Raw genomic sequence first — 21338 nt, forward strand, 5'->3', positions numbered from 1 at the left:
CCGGCCGACAGGAGAATCGAAAATGAGCAAACAAGTACAAGAAGCTTACATCGTCGCCGCCACCCGCACCCCGGTGGGCAAGGCGCCGCGCGGCATGATGCGCAATGTGCGTCCGGACGACATGCTGGCGCATGTGATCACCGGCGCGCTGGCCCAGGTGCCGAACCTGGACCCGAAACTGATTTCCGACTGCGTGGTCGGTTGCGCCTTCCCGGAAGCGGAGCAGGGCCTGAACATGGCGCGCATCGGCGTGCTGCTGGCCGGCCTGCCCAACACCGTGGGCGGGATCACCATCAACCGCTACTGCTCGTCCGGCATCAACGCCGTGCAGATGGCGGCCGACCGCATCCGCCTCGGCGAAGCCGACGTGGTGATCGCGGCGGGTTCGGAATCGATGTCTCTGGTGCCGATGATGGGCAACAAGGTGTCGCTGAACCCGGAAATCTTCGCCAAGGACGAGAACTACGGCATCGCCTACGGCATGGGCCTGACTGCTGAAAAAGTGGCGCAGCAATGGGGCGTGTCGCGCGAAGACCAGGACGCGTTCGCGGTGGAATCGCACCGCCGCGCGCTGGCTGCCATCGACGGCGGCAAGTTCAAGAACGAAATCACCCCGCTGGAAGTGACCTACCGCACGCCGAATATGGAAACCGGCGAAGTGATCATCAAGAAGCGCGTGCTGGACACCGATGAAGGTCCGCGCCGCGAAACCACGCTGGAGGGCCTGGCCAAGCTGAAGACTGTGTTCGACGCCAAGGGCTCCGTCACCGCCGGCAACTCCTCGCAGATGTCCGACGGCGCCGGCGCGGTGATTCTGGTGTCAGAACGTGTGCTGAAGCAATTCAACCTCACGCCGCTGGCCCGCTACGTGACCTTCTCGGTCAAGGGCGTGCCGCCGGAAATCATGGGCATCGGTCCGAAGGAAGCCATCCCGGCCGCGCTGGCCCAGGCAGGCCTGAAGCAGGACGACCTGAAGTGGATCGAGCTGAACGAAGCCTTCGCCGCGCAGGCGTTGGCGGTGATTCGCGATCTGAACCTGGATACGTCCAAGGTGAACCCGCATGGCGGCGCCATCGCCCTGGGCCACCCGCTGGGCGCGACCGGCGCGATCCGCACCGCCACCCTGATCCACGGCATGCGCGACGCCGGCATGAAGGGCCACGGCATGGTGACGATGTGCATCGGCACCGGCATGGGCGCCGCCGGCATCATCGAAGTGCTGTAAACCTGTCCGGCTTGACCTGACAAAAACCCCGCCGGGTTTCTCGGCGGGGTTTGTTTTATGGTTTCGCGGCGGTGATGTCCCCAGCGGCTGTTGACGTTTGCTGGGCCGCGGCTTCGCGCAATTTGTCCTTCTTGCTCTTGCGTTTGCCCTTGATGCCGCCGTTGCTGTCCGGGTCCGTCAGCGAAGCGGCTGGCATCGCGGGCTCGGTCGGCTCGAAGCCGGCGATCCGCTCGCGCGGCAAGCTTAGTTGCTGGCGCTTTTCTATCAAGCGGAAATGGGCGGCGCCGTCGGCGCTGATGAAGCTGATGGCCTCGCCGCGGGCCCCGGCGCGGCCGGTGCGGCCGATGCGGTGGGTGTAGTCTACCGGCGAGCGCGGCAAGTCGTAGTTGACCACCAGCGGCAGCCGGGCGATGTCGATGCCGCGCGCCGCCACGTCGGTGGCGACCAGCACCCGCAGCTGGCCGGTCTTGAGATCGGCCAGCACCTGGCCGCGCTGGCTCTGGCTGCAATCGCCATGCAGGGCCGCGGCCCTCACGCCGGCGCGTTGCAGCTTGTCCGCCACTCTGTCCACCGCCTGGCGGCTGGCCACGAAAACCAGCGCTCGGTCCCAGTCGTGCGTCGCCAGCAGATGGCGCAGCAGCATGGTGCGCCGCGCGGCGTCCACCTCGATGGCGCGCTGGCGGATGTCCGGGGCGGTGGCGGCTGTCTGTTCGATGTCTATGCGCAGCGGTTGGCTCAGCAGCTGTTCCGCCAAGGCGAGCACGGCGGGCGGGAAGGTGGCCGAGAACATCAGGTTCTGCCGCGCCGCAGGCAGCCGGGCCAGCAGGCTGCCCAGCTCGTCGGTGAAGCCGAGGTCCAGCAACCGGTCGGCCTCGTCCAGCACCAGGGTTTGGACGGCCGAAAGCCGCAGCGCGTTGCGATCCAGCAGATCGAGCAAGCGTCCCGGCGTGGCGACGACGATGTCGGCGCCGCCGCGCAGCGCCATCATCTGCGGATTGATGGACACGCCGCCATACACCACGGCGACCTTTAGTTTTTTCGGGAGGGCCTGGGCCAGATCGCGCAGGATCTCGCCTACCTGGGCAGCCAGCTCGCGCGTCGGCAGCAGAACCAGCGCCTGAGGTTGGCGCAGGATGCCGCGTGGCCTGGCCAGCCATTGCTGCAGCAGCGGCAGGCAGAAAGCCGCGGTTTTGCCGGAGCCGGTCTGCGCGGTGGCCAGCACATCGCGCCCCTGCAGGATGGCGGGAAGGGCGGCGCTTTGGATGGCGGTGGGCTGGGCGTAGCCTTGCTGGAGCGCGGACTGGGCCAGATCGGGCAGCAGGCCTAGGGCGGTGAATGGCATGTATTGAAGACAACTATGGAAAAGTGGGGGCTTGTGGCCCGAAGCGGCAGGAGTATCGGCCGCGCCGGTCGAGAGGTCAAGCGATGAGGCTCAACTTGTCAGCGTGAAGCGTCATTTGCGAGTAATATCCGGGTTCGTTTCCTAAATAAAGCCATCTGCCCATGCAAACAGAAGTCAAAGAGAAGCCCCGTTACGCCATTGTCGCCTCGGTGCAGCTGCCGGAAGTCAGCGATGTCGAGTTCGAAGCCTCGCTCACCGAATTGAGCGAGCTGGCCAAGACGCTGGGTTTCCAGGTGGTGCAGATATTTGTGCAGAAGCGCAACAGTTTTGACCGCACCGCCTATATGGGCGTCGGCAAGCTGGAAGAGATCAGCCAGTACGTCAAGCGCGGCATCCGCGCCGACGAGCTGGACGACGATGCGCAAGAATGGGACGCCAGCGCCGTCGAGATCGACGCGTTGCTGGTGGACCACGAAATCTCGCCGTCGCAGGCGCGCAATCTGGAATTGGCCGTCGGCTGCGAAGTGATGGACCGCACCATGGTCATCCTGGAGATTTTCCATCGCAACGCCCGCTCGCGCGCGGCACGCGCCCAAGTGGAGATTGCCCGTCTCGGTTATATGGCGCCGCGGCTGCGCGAAGCGGCCAAGCTGGCCGGCCCGCAAGGCCGGCAACGAAGCGGCATGGGCGGCCGCGGCTCCGGCGAATCCCATACCGAGCTGGACCGCCGCAAGGTGCGCGACCGCATCGCCGAGCTGCAGCGCGAAATCATCGCCATGGAACTGGAGCGCAAGACCCAGCGCGCGCGGCGGCTGGAGCGACAGGGCATCGGCCTGGGCGGGGTATCGCTGGTCGGTTACACCAATGCCGGCAAATCCACCTTGATGCGGGCGCTGACCGGCAGCGAGGTGTTGGTGGCCAACAAGCTGTTCGCCACGCTGGACACCACGGTGCGCGCCTTGTATCCGGAAAGCGTGCCGCGGGTGCTGGTCAGCGATACCGTCGGCTTCATCAAGAACCTGCCGCACGGCCTGGTGGCCTCGTTCAAGTCCACGCTGGAGGAGGCGCTGGACGCGTCGCTGCTCTTGCACGTGATCGACGCCAGCGACCCCGGCTTCCAGCGCCAGCTGGAAGTGACCGACGCGGTGCTGCAGGAAATCGGCGCCGATGAAGTGCCGCGCATCCGCGTGTTCAACAAGATAGACCATGTCGGCGATGAGGCCGAGCAGGCCGCCTGGACGGCGGAGCTGCAGACGCGCTACCCAGGCTGCGTGGTAATGAGCGCCCGCCGGCCGGAAGAAGTGGCCAGCCTGCGCGCCGCCATCGTCTCCTTCTTCCAGCAGGACCTGGTGGAGGAGGAACTGTTGCTGCCATGGTCGGCGCAGCAATTGCGCGGCGAAATCTACAGCCACTGCCAGGTGCTGGAAGAACGCACCGAGGACGAGGGCAGCTGGTTCCGCGTGCGCGGCGAACCGGAAAAACTGCGCGGCTTGCGCGAGCGTCTCAATCCCGGCTCGCAGGGCAGGGAAAAGGAATACTGGGAAGTCTAGGCAGATCATCCCATCAAGGCATGGTTAAAATCGGAATGCCGTCGCCACAGAGAAAAGCGCCCTGCTTGCCAGGGCTCTTTTCTTTATCAGGGTAATCTTCCCTCTTGCCAGCGCATGGCGATTGAATGCAAATTCCTTGCTTGAGTGGGAGTGGAACCCATAAGGAAATGACAAGATGGCGAGCAATGTTGAAATCAAGGCGCGCGTGGCGGATATCGACGCGCAGAAGCGAACAGTCCAGACGTTGGCTGGGCAAGAGCCATCCTCCCGCCAGAGCCTGAGTATCGCGCTGGAGCGGCCGGATCAGCCCGAGGTGATGGCATTGATAGACGAACTCGATGCCTATCAGAAGCCCTTATACCCCGCGGAAAGCCATCACGGCGTCGATGTGGAAGCCTTGCTGCGGCCCGAGGTGGCGTTTGCGGTGGCGCGCGATGAAACCGGCGCGGCGGTGGGGTGCGGCGCGGTTTGGTGCGCGGCGGAATATGGCGAATTGAAGCGGATGTTTGTGCGGCCGCAATGTCGGGGGCGCGGCGCCGCGCGCAGCGTGCTGGCGTTTCTGGAGCGGCAGGCGCAGGGGCGAGGCTGCGCCGCCATGATGCTGGAGACCGGCATCCACCAGCACGAGGCCATCGCCTTGTACCAGCGCGCCGGTTACGACTTTTGCCCGCCGTTCGGGTCCTACCGCGAGGACCCGTACAGCGTATTCATGCGCAAAGCGTTTTGACTATCAGGAAGCCTTGCCCAGGTGCGTGGCCAGCTGGCGGGCGCTGTCTTTGCACCATTGGTCGATCAGAGGCTTGATCAGATCCAACGTCATCTGTTCTTCCTTGGTCTTGCTCTTCTTGTTCTGCCGCAGGTTGACCGTGCCGGCCAGCAGGGTGCCGTCCTGGGCGTCTTCCAGCTGCGCCATGCTGCCTATCTTCAGCAGATAAGGCTCTTTGCCGGTGGCGAGCCGCGCCAGGTTGAACACCGCCTTGATCGGCAGCAAGTCCACGGCATCCACGCCTGGCCGGTCTTGGGAGACGGCGGTGACCGCCACGCGCAAGCGGGCGACGCCGGACGCGGCTTGCTGAGTCATCGCGACGCCGGCCGAAGCCAGCTCGGCCTGCATCCGTTGATGGAAATAAGCGGCAATCGCGTTCTCATCGCCGGATTGCAGCAGCTCCCAGTTGCCATCCTTGGCTTGGCGCATGAACAGCAATGGCTCCAGCAGAACGGTGTTGTAGGCTTTCAGATCGACGCCCGGCTTCAGATACACGCGCTGATCCGGATTGCTTTTGCTTTGCTGGAACGCGCTGAGCGGAACAGTGAACAGGTTTTCCGAGTTCGCGGTTTCGCCGGCGGACCAGGCGGGCAGGCTCAAGCCCAGTCCGAGAGCGCAACACAGGGTCAGTGCGGACAGTTTCATCGTCGGTTCCTTTGTTAGTCGATTGAAGTATGCAGACATGCTGTCGACAGCATAATTCGGACAGAGGAAATTGTCGCGTGCCGTGTGCGGGAAACGACCAGGCCCGCGGAAGCGGGCCGGAGATTCAGCGATGCAGATAGGTGAACAAGGCTAATAGTATGATGCAGCAGATGACCATCAGATTCAGCAGGATTTCTTCCTGAATCGGCTCGGAATGGAGCTTGTCGTCCATGCGGAGCCGGGAGTGATTCAGTTTATGCAGCCAATATTGCAAGAGAGAGCGCGAACTGGGACCTTCGGGGTCGGCGTTGCCGGTTTTCATGATGGAAGTCCTGCGTAAACGAAAATTTATAGGCAGGGATTTTACTCTTTTTGCATATTTCCGCAACGTCTCGCTCCGCAGTGTTGCCCTTTCCGCCACATGGGACAACGACGCCCTGATTGCCCTCCAGCATCCCGCACCCCGCTCAGATGAACTCTCCCTCCGGCAAGCCCAGGTTGATCGTGCTTGAGCGAAACGCCGCGGCGGCGGATTGCGCCCGTGCGGACAGCAGCTCCAGCACCACTGTTTTGCCAAGGCGATCGCTGCGCAAGGCATGGTTTCCCGAGTGGGCGAGCAACACGACGTCGTCAACCGTTCTCCAAGCCGCCGCCCGCGCGTAAAACGGCCCCAGCTCGGCATCGCAGGTGAAGGCGGCGATGTCATATTTCCCGCATTCTCTCAGCCAGGCAGAGGCCGCTGCGACAACGCGCTCGCCCAAGCCTTGCCGCCGATGGCCAGGGTGAGTCGCGACGCAACTGAGGGCGGCCAGGGCAAACGCCTGCCCGCCATGGCTGACGGTGAAGCCCAATACTGCGGCGTAAGCGACGAGACGGCTGCGCTGCAGCAGGCAGAATGCTTGCGCGTGATATTCCGGCTTGTGCAGCGTGTCGTCGGGGTCCGGCTCTCCTGGGCACTGGTAGGCCTGGTGCAGCATCACGGCGCATTCGCGGCGCAAGGTTCGCGGCAAGGTCTGATAAGGTTGGGACAGGATTTCCATCATGTATTCCGATTGTGGTCTTGGGTTGGGGCGGCAAGACTGGGACGACTGCGCGAGACGCCGGATTGCGCGCCGCAGTGTCTCAGGCTGCCAGAGTTTGCAGCGCATCCAGCCGCCCGCGCATCCGGCTCATGGCCTGTTCGGTCTCCGCGGCGATGCAGTAGGCGAGCGCGCCCGGGAAGATGCCCAGCGTCCGCTGCGTGACCTTGTCGCGGGAGAAGCTGACGATGATTCTGGGCGAGAACTGCATGGACGCCAGCGTCAGCGACATCAGCAAAATGGCGAATACGATGGACGCCACGGTCATGATGGAGGTGGCGATGGCGGATAGCATCACCTGGGCTACCTGAGGGTCGCTGCGCGACGGGCAGGATGCACATGATATCTGTTTTGCTCGGCGTGTGGTTGAGATCGGGGCGGCTTCAGCCTGATCTACACTGTATTGATATTCACGATCGCTGGAAGCCGGCAATGGCACTGCGTTTGACGGTGGGGCGGCGGATTGCCGTGTTGATTGTACTGTCCATTCTCGCTTTTGTGCTGCTGGGCGCGATCAGCTTGTCGCGCCTGCAGGCTGTGCAGCTGCAATTGCGCAAATTGGACGAGGTGTCGCTGGCCGAGGTGGACATCTCGCGCAGCCTGAGCGCAGAGCTGACAGGCATGAGGCTGGAGACGGTGCGCCATATCGCCAGCCGCGATCCGGCGGTCAAGCAGGCGGCGGAACAGCAGGTGCGAGAGCATAGGGAGAACTTGGACAGCTTGTTGGCCGCCTATCATCAGTTGCCGTTGCAGGCAGAATTGCAGCAGAAGGGCGAGCAGTTCCAGTCCCGGCTGGCCGAATATATTGACGCAGTCTCCCCCTTGCTGGCCGCCTCCAAGGCCGATCCGGATCATCCCCCTCCGGTGTACAACCCCAAGATCAATGGCGCGGCCGTTTCGATGGGCGCGCTGGTGGAAGACATGGTCAAAGCCAGCCGCGAAGACGCGCGGGCAGGGCGGCTGTCGGCGGAGCAAGATTACAAGGCCGCGTGGGGACAGATGATCGCTGTGATCGTTGTCGGCGTGCTGGTGTTGTTGGGCGCCGGCTATGTTCTGCAGCGCTCAATCACCATGCCTTTGAACGGGGCGCGGGATGCGCTTGCGCAAGTGGCGCGCGAACTCGATTTCACCTGCCGCACCGAGCCGGCGGGGCATGACGAGATCGCGGATGCGCTGCAAGCGCTGGATTCCTTGCTGCAGACGCTGCAGCGCAGTTTCAGCGAGGTGGGCGGCGCAGTGAGCGGGGTGGCGGACTCGGCGCGCGGCATGCGAGAAACCGCCGACGAACTGGCGGTCAGCGCCGCGACATCGTCACAGGCCTGCTCCAGCATGGCGGCCTCGGTGGAGCAACTGACTGTCAGCATCGCCCACGTGCGCGACCGCGCTCAGGAGGCCAGCCGGCTCAGCAGCGACTCTGGGCATTTGGCGGCGTCCGGCGAGCAAGTGATCCTCAAAACCGTGGCGCAGATCCAGTCCTCGGTTGAAACCGTCAGCGACGCGGCCGGCACCGTGGAAAAGCTGCGCGACCAGGTTGCGGCGATAGGCAGCGTGACTGAAGTCATCAAGGGCGTGGCGGAACAAACCAATCTTTTGGCGCTGAACGCGTCGATAGAGGCCGCGCGGGCCGGCGAAATGGGGCGTGGCTTCGCGGTGGTGGCGGACGAAGTGCGCATGCTGGCAGAGCGGACTGCAGCGGCGACGCTGGAGATCAATGGCATGATACAGGCGATGCAGCAGGAGGCGTTGAACGCGGTGCGGCATATGAATGAGGTGGTCGGCGAGGTGCGGGGCTGCGAACAATCGGCTAATCAGGCCGGAGAAACCATCACCCAGATCAGCCAGCGCGCCGCCGAGGCTGTCGCCTTGGTTGGCGAGATCGCCTCTGGGATCGGCGAGCAGGCCGACGCCAGCACTGAAATTGCGCAGCAGCTGGAACGAATCGCGCAGGTTTCCGAAGAGGGCAGTAACGTGGCGGACACGACCTCGACTGCGGCTCAGCGTCTCAACGCGCTGGCTGCGGAGCTGCGCGCCACCGTATCGCGCTTCAGGGTATAGCGGCTGTTGATGCGTATCATGCTTGGCGCGGATGGCGTAGGCCGACATGGGCGGGCCGCCGTATGCCCGTCGTCTGACGGTTGAGGATGGCCCTGCCGCAGGCTGGCTAGCGTTTGCGCTTGCCGGCCTTTTCACTGGCGCGCTGCGGGCAGGCGGCGCAGGGGTTTTCGCACATGCCGGCGCCGCTCAGCGATTGTTTCAGCGCGCAGACCGAACGGCGACAGGCGATGAAGCGGATTTGCTGCTCGGCGGCCAGTTCGCGGAAGTGGCGCATCACATTGTGGCCCAGGAAGTCGGTGAACAGGATCAGCAGCTCGGTTCCGGCAGGCAGCCGGTCCACTTTGCGCTGGTGCGAGCTGTTGCGGCCGCTCAGGTGGCGGTTGATGGTAATGCCGTAGCTCTGCAGCACGTCGGGGATGTTGCCCAGCGTGTCGGCTCCAACCAGCATGGCGTTCATGGGACGATCTCCTTCAGTGATTTTTGAGAATGATAATAATTATCATTACTAACGTCAACCTGTACTTTCAGCATGTTTCGTCGCGCGATGGCGGCCGCCGCGCATTGCGCCTATGTTGTAAAGATCGAACGCATGGATGGGTGGAACGGCGGGAAGGAGCATCATGAAGTCTTGGTTGCCGCATATCTTGGCTGTGGTTCTGCTGCTATTGCCGCCGGCCGCCAGGGCGGATCAGTTGGCGCAGGTTCAACGCAAAGGCGTGTTGGAGATCGGCCTGGAGGGGACATTTCCGCCTTATAGTTTTCGTGCTGCTCCCGGAGCCGAGCTGCAGGGTTTCGAAGTGGATTTCGGCCGCGAGCTGGCGAAGCAACTCGGCGTCCAGGCGCATTTCCATACCATTGCCTGGACCCATATGCTGAGCAGCCTGTCCGCCCGCGGGGTGGATGTGGTGATCAATCAGGTCGTGGCGACCACCGAGCGTCAGCGCCGCTTCGATTTCTCCATTCCCTATACCTATGGCGGCTTGCAGATGGTGGTGCGCAAGGCCGACGCGGCGCGTTTCCACAGCGCGGCGGATCTGGCTGGCGCGCACGTCGGCGTCGGGGCCGAGACCAACTATGAACAGTGGCTGCGCGCCAATGCGCCGCAGGCGCATGTCCATCTGTACCACGACGATTTAACCAAATACGATGGCTTGCGCCGAGGCGAGGTGGATGCCATCGTGATCAATCGGCTGGCGGCGCTGAATCTGATGCTGAAGACGCGGGGCGATTTGGTGGCTGCGGGACGGACGCTGGCGCGAGAGGATGCCTGTGTGGTGATACGCAAGGATAATCCGCAGCTGCTGATGCGGGTCAATCGCGCCATTGGGCATTTGCAGCGCGACGGCACCTTGCTGGCGCTGTCTCGCAAGTGGTTCATGGCCGATATCGTCAGCCGGCCGGATCAGCCATAGACGTCCACTTGGCTGACCATGCCGGCTCGGCCGTCGTCCTTCAGATAAACGCCGGCGCTTTTCATCTGCGCGGCGGGAGTGATGCTGGCGCATGGAGAGCGCATTGCCTGCCGTCTCAGGCGGTGTTTGCGAGCTTATAGATCCTTGCCGGAGCGCCAGATCGACCACACCAGCCACACGCTGTTGAGCAGCGCCAGCATGAAGCCGAAGAAGCCGAAGAACGGCAGGCCGAACAGCTTGGGCCCGGCGTTCACCGTCATGACGATGGACGAGCCTATGATCAGGCAGCCGGTGACGATGCCCATGGTTAGCCGGTTGCTGCTGCGGTCCAGCTGTTTGCCGAAGCTGTCCAGCCGCTGCAGGTCCAGGTTGACGCGGAACTTGCCGTGGCGCATGTCGCGGCCCACCCGCACCAGATCGCGCGGCAAGCCGGTGATCATTTCCAGCCCCTCGGACAGCGATTGCCTGCCGCGTTTCAGCAGCGCCGCTGGATGATAGCGCGCGACGATCAGTTCCTTGACGAAGGGGGTGATGTGGGCCACCAGCTGGAAATCCGGGTTCAATTGCCGGCCCAGCCCCTCCAGCGTGATCAAGGCCTTGAACAACATGGCCATGTCCGGCGGCAGCACGATGCCGTGGTTGCGGATCAGCGTCATGATGTCGCCGATCAGCTGGCTGATGTTCAGGCCCTTCAAGGGCACGTGTTCGTACTGAAACATGAACTCGCTGACTTCGTCGGCGAATTTCTGCATGTCCACCGGCGTATTGCCGGTCCATTCCACCAGCACGTCGATGATGCCGTGCTCGTTGTGTTCGGCCACGGCGGACAATAGATCGACGATTTCGTCGCGCCGCACATGGCTGATGCGGCCCACCATGCCGAAGTCGATGAAGGCGATGCGGTGATCCGCCAGGAAGAACACATTGCCGGGGTGGGGGTCGGCATGGAAGAAACCATTGACCAAAATCATCTTCAGCACCGCATCGGCGCCGCGTTGCGCCAGCAGCACCGCGTCCAGACCGCTGCTTTCCAGGCGGGTTAGGTCGCTGGCGGGAATGCCGTCGACGTAGCTTTGCACATTGACCGCCGCGTTGGTGTATTGCCAGTGCGCGCGAGGCACTTCCACCCACGGATCGTCGGCAAAGTCCTTGCCGAAGCGCTCCATATTCCGCGCTTCGATGGCGAGGTCCAGCTCGCGCCGCAGAGAGCGCGCGAACTGGGCGACGATGCCGGACGGCTGGTAGCGGCGCAGCTCGGGGAATTCCAGTTCCAGCAGGTGGGCCAGGTGGGCCAGGATGCGCAGATCGGCCTCCACTTTTTCCGCGATGCCGGGGCGGCGCAGCTTGACCGCCACCTCGCTGCCGTCATGAAGTCTGGCGCGGTGCACCTGGGCGATGGAGGCGGAGCCTATCGGCCGCATGTCGAATTCGGCGAACAGCGCCTCGGGCGAGTCTCCCAGCGCGTCACGCACCAGGCGCTCCACGGCGGCCGGCGGCAAGGGCGGCACGCGGTTTTGCAGCTTCTCGAATTCGTCTATCCAATCCGGCGGGAACACGTCCACCCGGGTGGACAGGATCTGGCCCAGCTTGATGAAGGTGGGGCCCAGCTCTTCACAGGCCAGCCGCACCCGCACCGCCGTCGGCTGGCCGGATTCGCCGTCCGGCAGGCCCAGATTCAGCCACTCGCCGGCTTTTTCCATGGCGCGCGGCAGTTTCAGCCGCTGCGCGAACTCTCCCAGTCCATGACGGATCAAAATTCCGCTGATTTCTCTTAGTCGCGGTAAGTCCCGCATTGCAATCAAGGTTTCCCGAATCATGTGCTTTTCGCCGCTCCGCTTGGCTTTACACTACCGGTCCCGTCCGATAGAGTGCGGCCTATGAAATTGCAACTCCGCTTATCAGCGCTGGCGCTGGCGGGCTTTATGGTTTTCGCCCAGGCTGCGCCAGACAAGGCCGCGCCGGACAAGCCCCCGGTCGATGGCAAAACGGCAGCCGACAGCTCGGCGGCCGACAAACCGGACGATCCCATCTCCAAGTACGCCGCTCCGCAAGAGGATGCGGTGGGTGATCTGCTTTTGCAAGCGATGAGTCTCCTGGGCGTGGCCTACCGCTTCGGCGGCAATACGCCGGATGACGGCCTGGACTGCAGCGGCTTCATCCGCTACGTGTTCCAGAAATCGCTGCGCGTCAACCTGCCGCGCACCGCCGCCGAAATGGCCAAAGTGGGCAAGTCCGTCGGCCGCGGCGAACTGGTGCCAGGGGATCTGGTGTTCTTCAACACCCGGGGCTTCAATTATTCCCATGTCGGCATCTACATGGGCAACAACAAATTCATCCATGCGCCGCGCACCGGCAAGAACATTGAAGTGGCCAATTTGTCACAGAGTTACTGGAGCGCGCGCTACAATGGAGCGCGCCGGGTCAATCGTAGCACCGCCTACCAGGCGGCCGATACCTCTGATGACGTCAGCGTGAAGGGCGGCGCCAAGAAAGCCGAGACGCAAGTCAAATGCCGCAAGGGCAAGAAATGCAAGGCGGCGGCCGAGCCGGCGCGCGGCAAAAAGGCGGCCAAGGCCTCGCATGCCGCCAAGAAGAAGCACAAGCGCTGAACCCAAGGGTCTAGCCTGATGCCCGCAGCTTGCGGGCATCTTGTTTTCAGGAACGAAAATGACTTTGAAGATTGAAATACCGGTCTGGAAGGATCCGGAAGGCAATGTGGTGGCCTGCGTAGAGAAGCTGAAAGTGATGCGCGAGAATCTGGAAGAGATCGCCCAGCTGGCGCAGGACGCTTTCGAGGATGCCGTGCTGATGGGCTGCGACGAGCGGCAAGTGCGCGACTTCCTGGTGGCGATGATGCAGAGCCTCGACAACCCCTACCGTTCCGAGCGAGACGCCTGACGATGCCATTTGAAGCCTTTATCGGGCTGCGCTATTTGCGCGCCAAGCGCCGCAATGGGTTTATTTCCTTTATTTCTCTGATTTCCATCGTCGGCATCGCGCTGGGCGTGGCCGCGCTGATCATCGTGCTGTCGGTGATGAACGGTTTCCAGAAGGAAATCCGCGGCCGCATCCTCAGCGTAGCCTCCCACCTGGAAGTCAGCGGCTATGACGGCCGGCTGCCCAACTGGCAAGGCGCGCGCGATATGCTGGTCAAGCAGCCTCACGTGGTGGCCGCGGCGCCCTTTGTCAGCAGCCAGGGCTTGTTCGTCGCCTATGGCAATGTGCGCGGCGGCTTGGTGCGCGGCGTGGAGCCCAAGCTGGAAAATCAGGTGGTGGACGTGGGCCGCCACATGGTGGCCGGCAAGCTGGACAATCTGCAGCCGGGCAGCTTCGGCATGGCCTTGGGCGTGGAGCTGGCGCGCCAGCTGGGCGTGGGCGTCGGCGACAAGGTGACGCTGATGACGCCGCAGGGCAATATCACGCCGGCCGGCATGATTCCGCGCTCCAAGCAGTTCACCGTGGTGGGCATTTTCAAGGTGGACATGTTCGAGTTCGACTCCTCGCTGGCCATGGTCAACCTGCGCGATGCCCAAGTGCTGGAACGCATGGGCGATACGGTCAGCGGCGTGCGGCTGAAGCTGGACGACCCGCTCTTGGCGCCGCAATTGAAGGAAAGCCTGCGCCCGCAGCTGCCGCAGCTGATGGTGACGGACTGGACCGATACCAATGCCAATTACTTCCGCGCGGTGCAGATCGAGAAGCGGATGATGACCATCATCCTGACGCTGATCGTGGCGGTGGCGGCCTTCAATCTGGTGTCCACGCTGGTGATGGTGGTGACCGACAAGCAGGCCGACATCGCGATCTTGCGCACGCTGGGCGCGTCGCCGGGCAGCATCATGAAAATCTTCATGATCCAGGGCGCGGTGGCCGGCGTGCTGGGCACGCTGGCGGGCGCCATCAGCGGCGTGGCCATCGCGCTGAATCTGGATGTTATCGTGCCGGTGATCGAACGCATCATCGGCGCCAAAATCCTGTCCAGCGACGTCTACATGATCGACTACTTGCCGTCCGACGTGCAGTGGGGCGACGTGTCCACCATCACCATCATTTCCCTGCTGCTGGCGCTGTTCGCCACGCTGTACCCCAGCTGGCGCGCGGCGCGCACGCAACCGGCGGAGGCGCTGCGCTATGAGTAAAGTATTGAGCTGCCGCCAGCTGGGCAAGCGCTACCAGGAAGGCAAGCTGGCGCTGGATGTGCTGTCCGGCATCGATCTGGACGTGGCCAAGGGCGAGCATCTGGCCATCGTCGGCGCGTCCGGCTCCGGCAAGAGCACGCTGCTGCATCTGCTGGGCGGTCTGGACACGCCCAGCCATGGCACGGTGGAGGTGCTGGGCAAGAACCTGGCTCAGCTGACCGAGGACGAGCGCGGCCGGCTGCGCAATGCGTCGCTGGGCTTCGTCTATCAATTCCATCACCTGCTGCCGGAATTTTCCGCGCTGGAAAACGTGATGATGCCGTTGTTGATCCGCCGGATGGATAAGGCCGAGGCGGCGCGCCGCGCGGCCGACATGCTGGAGAAAGTGGGCCTGGGCAAGCGCTTGGAGCACAAGCCGGGCGAGCTGTCCGGCGGCGAGCGGCAGCGGGCCGCCATCGCCCGCGCGCTGGTCACGCAGCCGGCCTGTCTGCTGGCCGACGAGCCGACCGGCAATCTGGACGCCAATACGGCGCGCCAGGTGTTCGAGCTGATGCTGGAGTTGAACCGCACCTTGGGCACCAGTCTGATCATCGTCACCCATGATTTGGATCTGGCCGCTCGCACCCAGCGGGTGCTGCGATTGAACGAAGGCCGCCTGGCGCGGTCAGATGCGGTTTCCGCCTGATCGAGAACGGGCCGAGCGATCGGCCCGTTCACCGTTTTGACAAGGAGTCGGACTTTGCTGTTGTTCATCCGCAAGGAAATGGATTTTTTCGCGCTGCTTGACGCGCTGCAAACCCCTAATGGCTTGATCGAGCTGGGCATAGGCGCGCTCTGCGTCTTGCTGGCTGTCGTCATCGCCCGCCGTCTTTACCGCCGCTGGTTCACCGACACGCCTGAGCGCTACGAGCAGTTCCTGCCGTATCTAGGCTTCCGGCTGGTGCTGCCGGTATCCGCGCAGTTGCTGGTGATCGCGGCCAGCCTGGCCTGGGGCCGGCTGGAGCACGCGCCCATGCTGGTGCTGCATATCTTCAGCGCCATGCTGTTCTGGCTGGCGGTGATCCGGCTGTGCACGGCCGTGGTGCGGCAGGCGTTTCCGTCCAGCCGCTTCGAGCGGCATTCCGAGCACGTGCTGGCTACCGCGCTGTGGCTGGGTTTCGTCAGCTGGACCATAGGCTTCGACGTGGCGGTGACGGATTGGCTGGAGTCGATGACCTTCAGCATCGGCAAGACCAAGCTGGACATGCTGACCATCATCAACGGCCTGCTGTGGGTGACGGTGATCGTGGTGGTGGCGTTGTGGGCCAGCCGCCTGATCGAAGCGCGCATCATGAAGCTCAAGCACCTCGATTCCAATCTGCGCATCGTGTTCGCCAAACTGACGCGCATCATCCTGGTGGTGATCGCGGTGATGGTCGCCTTGCCGGTAGTGGGCATCGATCTGACCGTGCTGGCGGCGCTGGGCGGCGGCTTCACCATCGGCCTGGGTCTGAGCCTGCAGAACATCGCACGGAATTTCCTGTCCGGCTTCGTCATTCTGCTGGACCGCTCCATCCGCATCGGCGACCGCCTGATGGTGGGCGACCGGGTGGGCAACGTCACCCGCATGACTTCTCGCTATGTGGTGCTGCGCGGCGGCGATGGCAGCGAGGCGCTGATTCCGAACGACCTGCTGGTGTCCAATACGGTGGTCAATCAGTCGTACTCGGAAAAGAGCTTGTGGACCAGCGTGCCGGTGCAGGTGGCCTACGGCACCGATCTGGACCTGGCCATGTCCTTGCTCAAGCAGGCGGCGGTGCATCCGCGCGTGCAGACGCAGTCGGGGCCGAACGCCTTTGTCACCTTGTTCGCCGACAGCGGCATCAATATGGAGCTGGGCTTCTGGGTGCTGGATCCGGAAAACGGCTTCATGGGCCTGAAGTCGGACATCAATCTCGCCATCTGGCGCCTGTTCAAGCAGCACAACATCGAAATCCCCTTCCCGCAGCGGGAAGTGCGCATCGTCGGCGACAAGCCGGCGCAGGGCTGAGACGGAGACATCATGAGCGCAAAGCGTCTGGCCATCATCGACGACGACGAGGCGGTGCGGCAGTCCCTGCTGTGGCTGCTGGACGGGCAGGGCTATCAGGTGGACGGCTTCGACAGCGGCGAGGCTTTCCTCGCCGCCGAAAACGGCTTCGAGTACAATGGCATTGTTTTGGACCTGCGCTTGTCCGGCATCAGCGGCATTGTTGTGCTGGAAAAGCTGGCTGCGTGGCCCTACTGTCCGCCAGTGATCATGTTGACGGCGCACGGAGACGTGCCGCACGCGGTGGCGGCCTTGAAGCTGGGCGCGCTGGATTTCATCGAGAAGCCGTTCGACGACGTTCACCTGTTGGAGCGCGCCGCCGCCGCGGTGGCGCTGGACGAGCAGAACCGCCAGCTGCATGGCTACCAATTGAAGGTGGCCGCGGCGCTGGCGCTGCTGACCGAGCGCGAGCGCGAAGTGATGCAGCTGATCCTGGCCGGCAAACTGAACAAGCAGATCGCCGAGGAGCTGTGCATCAGCATGAAGACGGTGGAGGTCCATCGTTCCCGGGTATTCGAAAAAATGGGCGTCAAATCCGCGGTGGAGCTGGCCGGCATGCTGGCGGCGCCCGGCGCGCAAGGAGGCAAGATCTAGATGGGCAGCAAGCAGCCGGTTTCAGTGCTGGTGGTGATTCATAGCCGCGATGGCCAGGTTTTGCTGCTGGAGCGGGCGGACAAGCCCGGCTACTGGCAGTCGGTGACCGGCAGCCGCGAGGGCGACGAGGATCTGATCGACACCGCCCGCCGCGAGGTGGCGGAGGAAACCGGGCTGGACGCCTCGCGCTTCGCGCTCAGTGACTGGCGCATCGTCAACCGCTACGAAATCTACGATCACTGGCGCCACCGTTATCCGGAGGGCGTCACCCATAATGACGAGCATGTGTTTGGCCTGCTGCTGCCGGAGCCTTGCGAGGTGGCGCTGGCGCCGCGCGAGCATCTGGGTTACCGCTGGCTGCCGTGGGATGAAGCCGCCTCGCTGGCTTTTTCGCCATCCAATGCCGAGGCCTTGCGGCTGCTGCCGCAGAAACTCGGCCTCACGGCCTGAGTGCGCAAGATACGCAGTGAAAACAAAGCCCGCTTCGGCGGGCTTTGCCGCGTTTGTGTTTTCTCGTGTTGTGCGTCAACGTTTATTTGACGCTGTCCAGATAGAAGGTGATCCGAGTCTGGTCGTCCTTGCGGTAAGACATATTGGCCGGAAAGGTTTCGTCGTAAGACGTGATGTGGATTTCGTGGCTATGCGGGTTCCATTGGAAGTAGACGGTGCCTAAGGCGATTGAGTTGTGGTGGCGGTCGAACACGAAAATGGCGCAGGTGATTTCATTGGAGTCGCCACTGGCGGGCAGGAAAGCATATTCATCCTGGCCGGAGAGCACTTCCACCTCTCCAATGGCCGCGGCCTTGAACTCCATCCTGTAATCGCCCGGCTCGCCGCCGGTCTTGTCGTGCAGCTTGATTCCCACGGCGAAGCGGGTGTCCAGCGCCAGCACCTGGAATTTGGACAGGCCGCTGATCTGCGCATCTATATTTTGATGCCGGCCCGGTTGGTATTCATGAGTCAGGCCGCTGCCGTTGATGTGCTGGTAGCAGCGCACTTTGGCGGTTTCTCCGACTTCCACCGATTTGTATTTGTCATTGAGTTCGCCATGCAGGGTAACATCGTCACCCACCTTGTAGTACGTGGGCTCGCCTTGCAGATCGTTGGTGCGGAAGAAAGCGATTTGGTCCGGTAACAGCGCCATGCCGTGCTCCTTGATCGAAAGTGTTGGGGAAAATCAGGGTTTGACTGCAGCGCGCAGCATGCAGCCAGTCCATAGCAACGGCAACAGACCGAGTAGGCAGGGGTGATAAGCTTGAAATTCCCGCTTTTTATGCATGGTTTTTGAGCGCGGGACGCAAGAAAGCCCCAGCGTGCGCCGGGGCCGAGGGGCTGCCTTAATCCGGGGAGACGCCGGGTTCGGGCAGCTGCTCGATAGGGCCGAGCAGGAAGACAAAAGCCAGGATGCCGATCACCAGCATGCAGCCGGCCACCAGGAAGGCATTGGTGAAGGAATGGGTGGCGCCGACGATGAAGCCGGTGACGATGGGGGCGACGGCGCCCATCATATTGTTGGCGAAATTCATGATGCCGCCGACGGTGCCGGTGCCGCCGCGCGGCGCGATCAGCGATGGCAGCGACCAACCCACCGGCGCGGCGGCGGCCAGGCCGCTCAGCGCGATGGTGATCCAGATGATGGCGATATACGGGTCGGTAGTGGTCGTGGCGCCGAACACCGCCATGCCCATGGTCATGCCGCATAGCAGCACCGCCTTGCGCACGCGGGTTTCATCGTGGCCGCGGGCAATCAGCTTGTCTATCAGCCAGCCGCCGACGAACAGGTCGGACAAGGTGGCGAACATCCAGGGAATGGCGGAGAACCAGGCCGACTTCAGGATATCCATGTGCATGGCCTGCACCAGATAGCCGGGCAGCCAAGTCAGGAACAGGTAGAACACATAGCCGTAGGCGGCGAAGCCGATGGACAGCCCCCACACCTTGCGCTGGCGCAGCAGGTAACCCAGCATTGCCATCGATCCCTGCTGGCTGACGCCTTCTTCGGCGGCTCCGCCCTGGATGATGTACTGGCGCTCTGCCGCGCTGAGTTTCTTGTCGGCGCTGGGGTCGCGGTAGATCAGATAAAAAGCGATGAAGTACAGCACGCTGAGGATGGCCGACACACCGAAGCCCCAGCGCCAGCCAAGATGCACCACGGCTAGCGCCACCAGCGGCACGCCTATCACGTTGGAGAACTTGGCCGCGGCGTCGAAGATGGCGGTGGCCATGGCCCGCTCGCGGCGCGGGAACCAGTAGCCGGTGGCCTTGGAGCTGACCGGAAAACCCGGCGCTTCGGCGACGCCCAGCAGCACGCGGGCGGCGAAGATGCCGGCGAAGCCGCCGGCGCAGGCGGTCAGCGTGGCGGCCACGCCCCACAGCAGCGCGCCCAGCCGGCCGATGCGCGTGGTGCCGAAGCGGTCCAGGATCACGCCGGTGGGGATTTGCAGCAGCGCGTAGCTCCAGAAGAAGGCGCTGAACAACAAGCCCAGTTCGCCGTTGCTCAGGCCGAATTCCTGCTGCAGCTGCGGCGCGGCCACCGACAGGCTGATGCGGTCGAAATAATTGACCAGGATACCGATGCCCAGCAGCCAGCCTATGCGCCAGCGGCGGGCGGGAACCTGGTGTTGCTGTTGTGATGGGGCATGCATATTGTTCTCCTCATTTCTGCGTTGTGTTATTTCAGCGAGTCCAGGATTTGCCGCAGCAGGGCTTCCGGCGGCGCGCCGATGTCCACCGCGATGGCGCGCTCGTCCGCGCCGGGCGCTTCCAGATCGGCGAACTGGCTGGTCAGCAGGCTCTCCGGCATGAAATGCCCGCTGCGTTCGCGCATGCGCGCGGCGATCAGCTCCGCTTCGCCGCCCAGGTGGACGAAGCGCAGTTCCGGGTCGCCTTGGCGAAGCACGTCGCGATAGCGCCGCTTCAGGGCGGAGCAGGCCAATACGATGGCGCGGCCATCGGCGCGCGCCTGCCGCAGTTGTTCGGCCAGATTGGCCAGCCAGCCGGCGCGGCTGGCATCGTCCAGCGGAATGCCTGCGCGCATGCGTTCGATATTTTCCGGCGGGTGGAAGCTGTCGCCCTCGATGAAGCCGGCGCCGATCGCATCCGCCAGCATTTTGCCTATGCTGCTTTTGCCGCAGCCGGCCACGCCCATCACCACGATATTGCGGGTATTCATGTTAGCGCTAACAAATTAGAGTGAAGAAATGGCCGATGCCAGATCGGCCGAATGGCAATGATGTTAGCGCTAACAAAAGCGCGGCAACAAGCAGCTGGATCAAGTTTTCACTTGCGATAGGAAGAAATGTAGTCGGCGCACAACAGGCGGCGGCACGGGCGGTAGGCGGATTTCAGCTGCTGCGGCGCAGCATCAACGCAAAGCCCAGGTCGAGACGGAGCGCTTGCGGCGCATCGCCTTCTATCATCGCCAGCAGCGAGCGGGCGGCCTGGATGCCGATCTCGCGGCGCGGCGTGGCGACTGTAGTGAGGGCGGGCGTGCACCAGGCCGCCGCCTGCAGATCGTTGAAGCCGGCCACCGCCAGCCGCGCCGGCACCGCGATGCCCAGCTGTTGGCAGCGCGCCAGCGCGCCTATCGCCAAGTCGTCGTTGCAGCAGAACAGGGCGTCGCAGTCCGGCCGCGCCGCCAGCGCGCGGTCCAGCATGTCGGCACCCATCTGCATGCTGGAAGGCGCCGGGTCCAGCCATTCCAGGCCGGCATCGTGGCAACCTGCCTCGGCCAAGGCCGCGCGATAGCCGGACAAGCGTTTCATCACCCGTTCATCCAGTTGCGCCCCCAGAAACCCGATGCGGCGCTTGCCGCGTTCCAGCAGGTGGCGGGTGATCGCCGCGCCGGCTTCTTCTTGCGAGAAGCCCACGCAGCAGCGGCCGTCGTCGGCCAGATCCATCATGTATACCGCCGGCAGCCGGTGCCTGCGCAACAGGGCGTCGAATGGCGCGGCATGGCTCAGTCCGGTCAGCAGCACGCCGTCCGGCCGGTGCTGCAGATAAGCGCGCAGCAATTGCAGCTCTTGTTCCGCGTCGTAGTGGCTGTTGCCGATCAGCATCTGGTAGCCGGCCTCGGCCAACACGGTCTCGATGCCGGCAAGCGTGTCCAGAAACACCGTATTGCCCAGCGACGGGATCAGCACCAGCACCGTGCGCGAACGCGCGGAGGCCAGGGTGCTGGCCGAGCGGCTGGGGACGTAACCCAGCGCGTCCACGGCTTGCATCACCTTGTCGCGCAAGGCCGGCGAAACCTGCTGCGGCTGGTTCAGCGCGCGCGACACGGTAATGGCGCTGACGCCCGCCGCGCGGGCGACATCATGCATGGTGACGCCGCTGCCGGAGCGGACGCGCGGTTTTCTCGACATGTTTCTCAGTTTGGGGATGGGCCGCCGCTATTGTAGCGCAGCGTGAAGCGCGCGGGCTTGCCGCGGCATGATACGAAATGAATAATGGCGCTTATTTGA

The 21338-nt window shown here is 63.5% G+C and carries 23 protein-coding genes; 12 read left to right on the top strand and 11 right to left on the bottom strand.

Features of this window, described 5'->3' with window-relative positions:
* Window positions 1-22: 22 nt before the first annotated feature.
* On the top strand, window positions 23-1225 hold the full coding sequence (locus BI343_RS16115; RefSeq protein WP_071110466.1) for an acetyl-CoA C-acyltransferase: 1203 nt from the start codon (window positions 23-25) through the stop codon (window positions 1223-1225).
* Between the two features lie 55 nt (window positions 1226-1280).
* Here BI343_RS16115 and BI343_RS16120 read toward each other — a convergent pair whose 3' ends face one another.
* The gene (locus tag BI343_RS16120; RefSeq protein WP_071110467.1) at window positions 1281-2567 is read right to left on the bottom strand and encodes a DEAD/DEAH box helicase; all 1287 of its coding nucleotides are present in this window, start codon (window positions 2565-2567) and stop codon (window positions 1281-1283) included.
* Window positions 2568-2728: 161 nt separating this feature from the next.
* On the opposite strand from BI343_RS16120, the gene hflX reads away from it, so the two are divergent.
* Window positions 2729-4117 carry a GTPase HflX gene (hflX, locus tag BI343_RS16125; protein ID WP_071110468.1) on the top strand — a complete coding sequence of 463 codons (1389 nt, stop codon included), beginning with the start codon at window positions 2729-2731 and terminating at the stop codon, window positions 4115-4117.
* Between the two features lie 175 nt (window positions 4118-4292).
* Entirely contained in the window at window positions 4293-4844 is a 552-nt protein-coding gene (locus BI343_RS16130) for a GNAT family N-acetyltransferase (RefSeq protein ID WP_211269449.1), read from the top strand.
* A gap of 3 nt (window positions 4845-4847) precedes the next feature.
* Here BI343_RS16130 and BI343_RS16135 read toward each other — a convergent pair whose 3' ends face one another.
* From BI343_RS16135 to BI343_RS20640, 4 genes are all read right to left on the bottom strand, one after another.
* Window positions 4848-5528, bottom strand: a complete 681-nt coding sequence (locus tag BI343_RS16135) for a DUF3313 domain-containing protein (protein WP_071110469.1) — start codon at window positions 5526-5528, stop codon at window positions 4848-4850.
* Window positions 5529-5652: 124 nt separating this feature from the next.
* Window positions 5653-5850, bottom strand: coding sequence for a hypothetical protein (locus BI343_RS16140; protein WP_071110470.1), 198 nt, complete (start codon window positions 5848-5850; stop codon window positions 5653-5655).
* Between the two features lie 145 nt (window positions 5851-5995).
* Window positions 5996-6571 carry a GNAT family N-acetyltransferase gene (locus tag BI343_RS16145; RefSeq protein WP_071110471.1) on the bottom strand — a complete coding sequence of 192 codons (576 nt, stop codon included), beginning with the start codon at window positions 6569-6571 and terminating at the stop codon, window positions 5996-5998.
* A gap of 79 nt (window positions 6572-6650) precedes the next feature.
* Complete coding sequence (locus tag BI343_RS20640) at window positions 6651-7046, bottom strand: DUF2254 family protein (protein ID WP_083341031.1); 396 nt, start codon at window positions 7044-7046, stop codon at window positions 6651-6653.
* Here BI343_RS20640 and BI343_RS16155 point away from each other — a divergent pair.
* On the top strand, window positions 7040-8662 hold the full coding sequence (locus BI343_RS16155; RefSeq protein WP_071110473.1) for a methyl-accepting chemotaxis protein: 1623 nt from the start codon (window positions 7040-7042) through the stop codon (window positions 8660-8662). The genes BI343_RS20640 and BI343_RS16155 overlap by 7 nt on opposite strands.
* A 106-nt stretch (window positions 8663-8768) precedes the next feature.
* Here the strand turns inward: BI343_RS16155 and BI343_RS16160 are convergent, their stop codons facing one another.
* Window positions 8769-9119, bottom strand: a complete 351-nt coding sequence (locus BI343_RS16160) for a DUF2325 domain-containing protein (RefSeq protein WP_071110474.1) — start codon at window positions 9117-9119, stop codon at window positions 8769-8771.
* 163 nt (window positions 9120-9282) lie between these two features.
* Between BI343_RS16160 and BI343_RS16165 the strand changes: the two genes are divergently transcribed.
* Window positions 9283-10074, top strand: a complete 792-nt coding sequence (locus tag BI343_RS16165; RefSeq protein WP_071110475.1) for a transporter substrate-binding domain-containing protein — start codon at window positions 9283-9285, stop codon at window positions 10072-10074.
* 134 nt (window positions 10075-10208) lie between these two features.
* Here BI343_RS16165 and BI343_RS16170 read toward each other — a convergent pair whose 3' ends face one another.
* Window positions 10209-11828, bottom strand: coding sequence for an ABC1 kinase family protein (locus tag BI343_RS16170; protein WP_339375045.1), 1620 nt, complete (start codon window positions 11826-11828; stop codon window positions 10209-10211).
* Between the two features lie 123 nt (window positions 11829-11951).
* On the opposite strand from BI343_RS16170, the gene BI343_RS16175 reads away from it, so the two are divergent.
* Genes BI343_RS16175 through nudB form a run of 7 tightly spaced genes read left to right on the top strand, consistent with a single transcriptional unit; the run spans window position 11952 to window position 17325 of the window.
* Window positions 11952-12683: a C40 family peptidase gene (locus BI343_RS16175; RefSeq protein WP_169829029.1), complete on the top strand. Its 732-nt coding sequence runs from the start codon at window positions 11952-11954 to the stop codon at window positions 12681-12683.
* A gap of 58 nt (window positions 12684-12741) precedes the next feature.
* Window positions 12742-12972: a hypothetical protein gene (locus BI343_RS16180; RefSeq protein ID WP_043626106.1), complete on the top strand. Its 231-nt coding sequence runs from the start codon at window positions 12742-12744 to the stop codon at window positions 12970-12972.
* A gap of 2 nt (window positions 12973-12974) precedes the next feature.
* Entirely contained in the window at window positions 12975-14213 is a 1239-nt protein-coding gene (locus BI343_RS16185) for a lipoprotein-releasing ABC transporter permease subunit (protein WP_043626104.1), read from the top strand.
* A complete protein-coding gene (lolD, locus tag BI343_RS16190) occupies window positions 14206-14898 on the top strand; it encodes a lipoprotein-releasing ABC transporter ATP-binding protein LolD (RefSeq protein ID WP_043626101.1) in 693 nt (230 codons plus the stop codon). Before BI343_RS16185 ends, lolD begins: the two co-directional genes overlap by 8 nt.
* A gap of 54 nt (window positions 14899-14952) precedes the next feature.
* Complete coding sequence (locus BI343_RS16195) at window positions 14953-16242, top strand: mechanosensitive ion channel family protein (RefSeq protein ID WP_244886675.1); 1290 nt, start codon at window positions 14953-14955, stop codon at window positions 16240-16242.
* Between the two features lie 12 nt (window positions 16243-16254).
* A complete protein-coding gene (locus BI343_RS16200) occupies window positions 16255-16875 on the top strand; it encodes a response regulator transcription factor (RefSeq protein WP_043626097.1) in 621 nt (206 codons plus the stop codon).
* Window positions 16876-17325 (top strand): dihydroneopterin triphosphate diphosphatase, encoded by a 450-nt coding sequence (gene nudB / locus BI343_RS16205; protein WP_071110478.1) that lies wholly within the window; start codon window positions 16876-16878, stop codon window positions 17323-17325.
* An 82-nt stretch (window positions 17326-17407) separates the two neighbouring features.
* Here the strand turns inward: nudB and BI343_RS16210 are convergent, their stop codons facing one another.
* From BI343_RS16210 to gntR, 4 genes are all read right to left on the bottom strand, one after another.
* On the bottom strand, window positions 17408-18019 hold the full coding sequence (locus tag BI343_RS16210) for a beta/gamma crystallin domain-containing protein (RefSeq protein ID WP_071110479.1): 612 nt from the start codon (window positions 18017-18019) through the stop codon (window positions 17408-17410).
* 193 nt (window positions 18020-18212) lie between these two features.
* Window positions 18213-19520: an MFS transporter gene (locus tag BI343_RS16215; protein ID WP_071110480.1), complete on the bottom strand. Its 1308-nt coding sequence runs from the start codon at window positions 19518-19520 to the stop codon at window positions 18213-18215.
* Window positions 19521-19546: 26 nt separating this feature from the next.
* Window positions 19547-20047 carry a gluconokinase gene (locus tag BI343_RS16220; RefSeq protein WP_071110481.1) on the bottom strand — a complete coding sequence of 167 codons (501 nt, stop codon included), beginning with the start codon at window positions 20045-20047 and terminating at the stop codon, window positions 19547-19549.
* A 172-nt stretch (window positions 20048-20219) separates the two neighbouring features.
* Entirely contained in the window at window positions 20220-21239 is a 1020-nt protein-coding gene (gntR, locus tag BI343_RS16225; protein ID WP_071110482.1) for an HTH-type transcriptional regulator GntR, read from the bottom strand.
* Between the last annotated feature and the right edge of the window lie 99 nt (window positions 21240-21338).

Origin of the sequence: Chromobacterium amazonense (assembly GCF_001855565.1) — a bacterium.
Taxonomy (GTDB): Bacteria; Pseudomonadota; Gammaproteobacteria; order Burkholderiales; family Chromobacteriaceae; genus Chromobacterium; species Chromobacterium amazonense.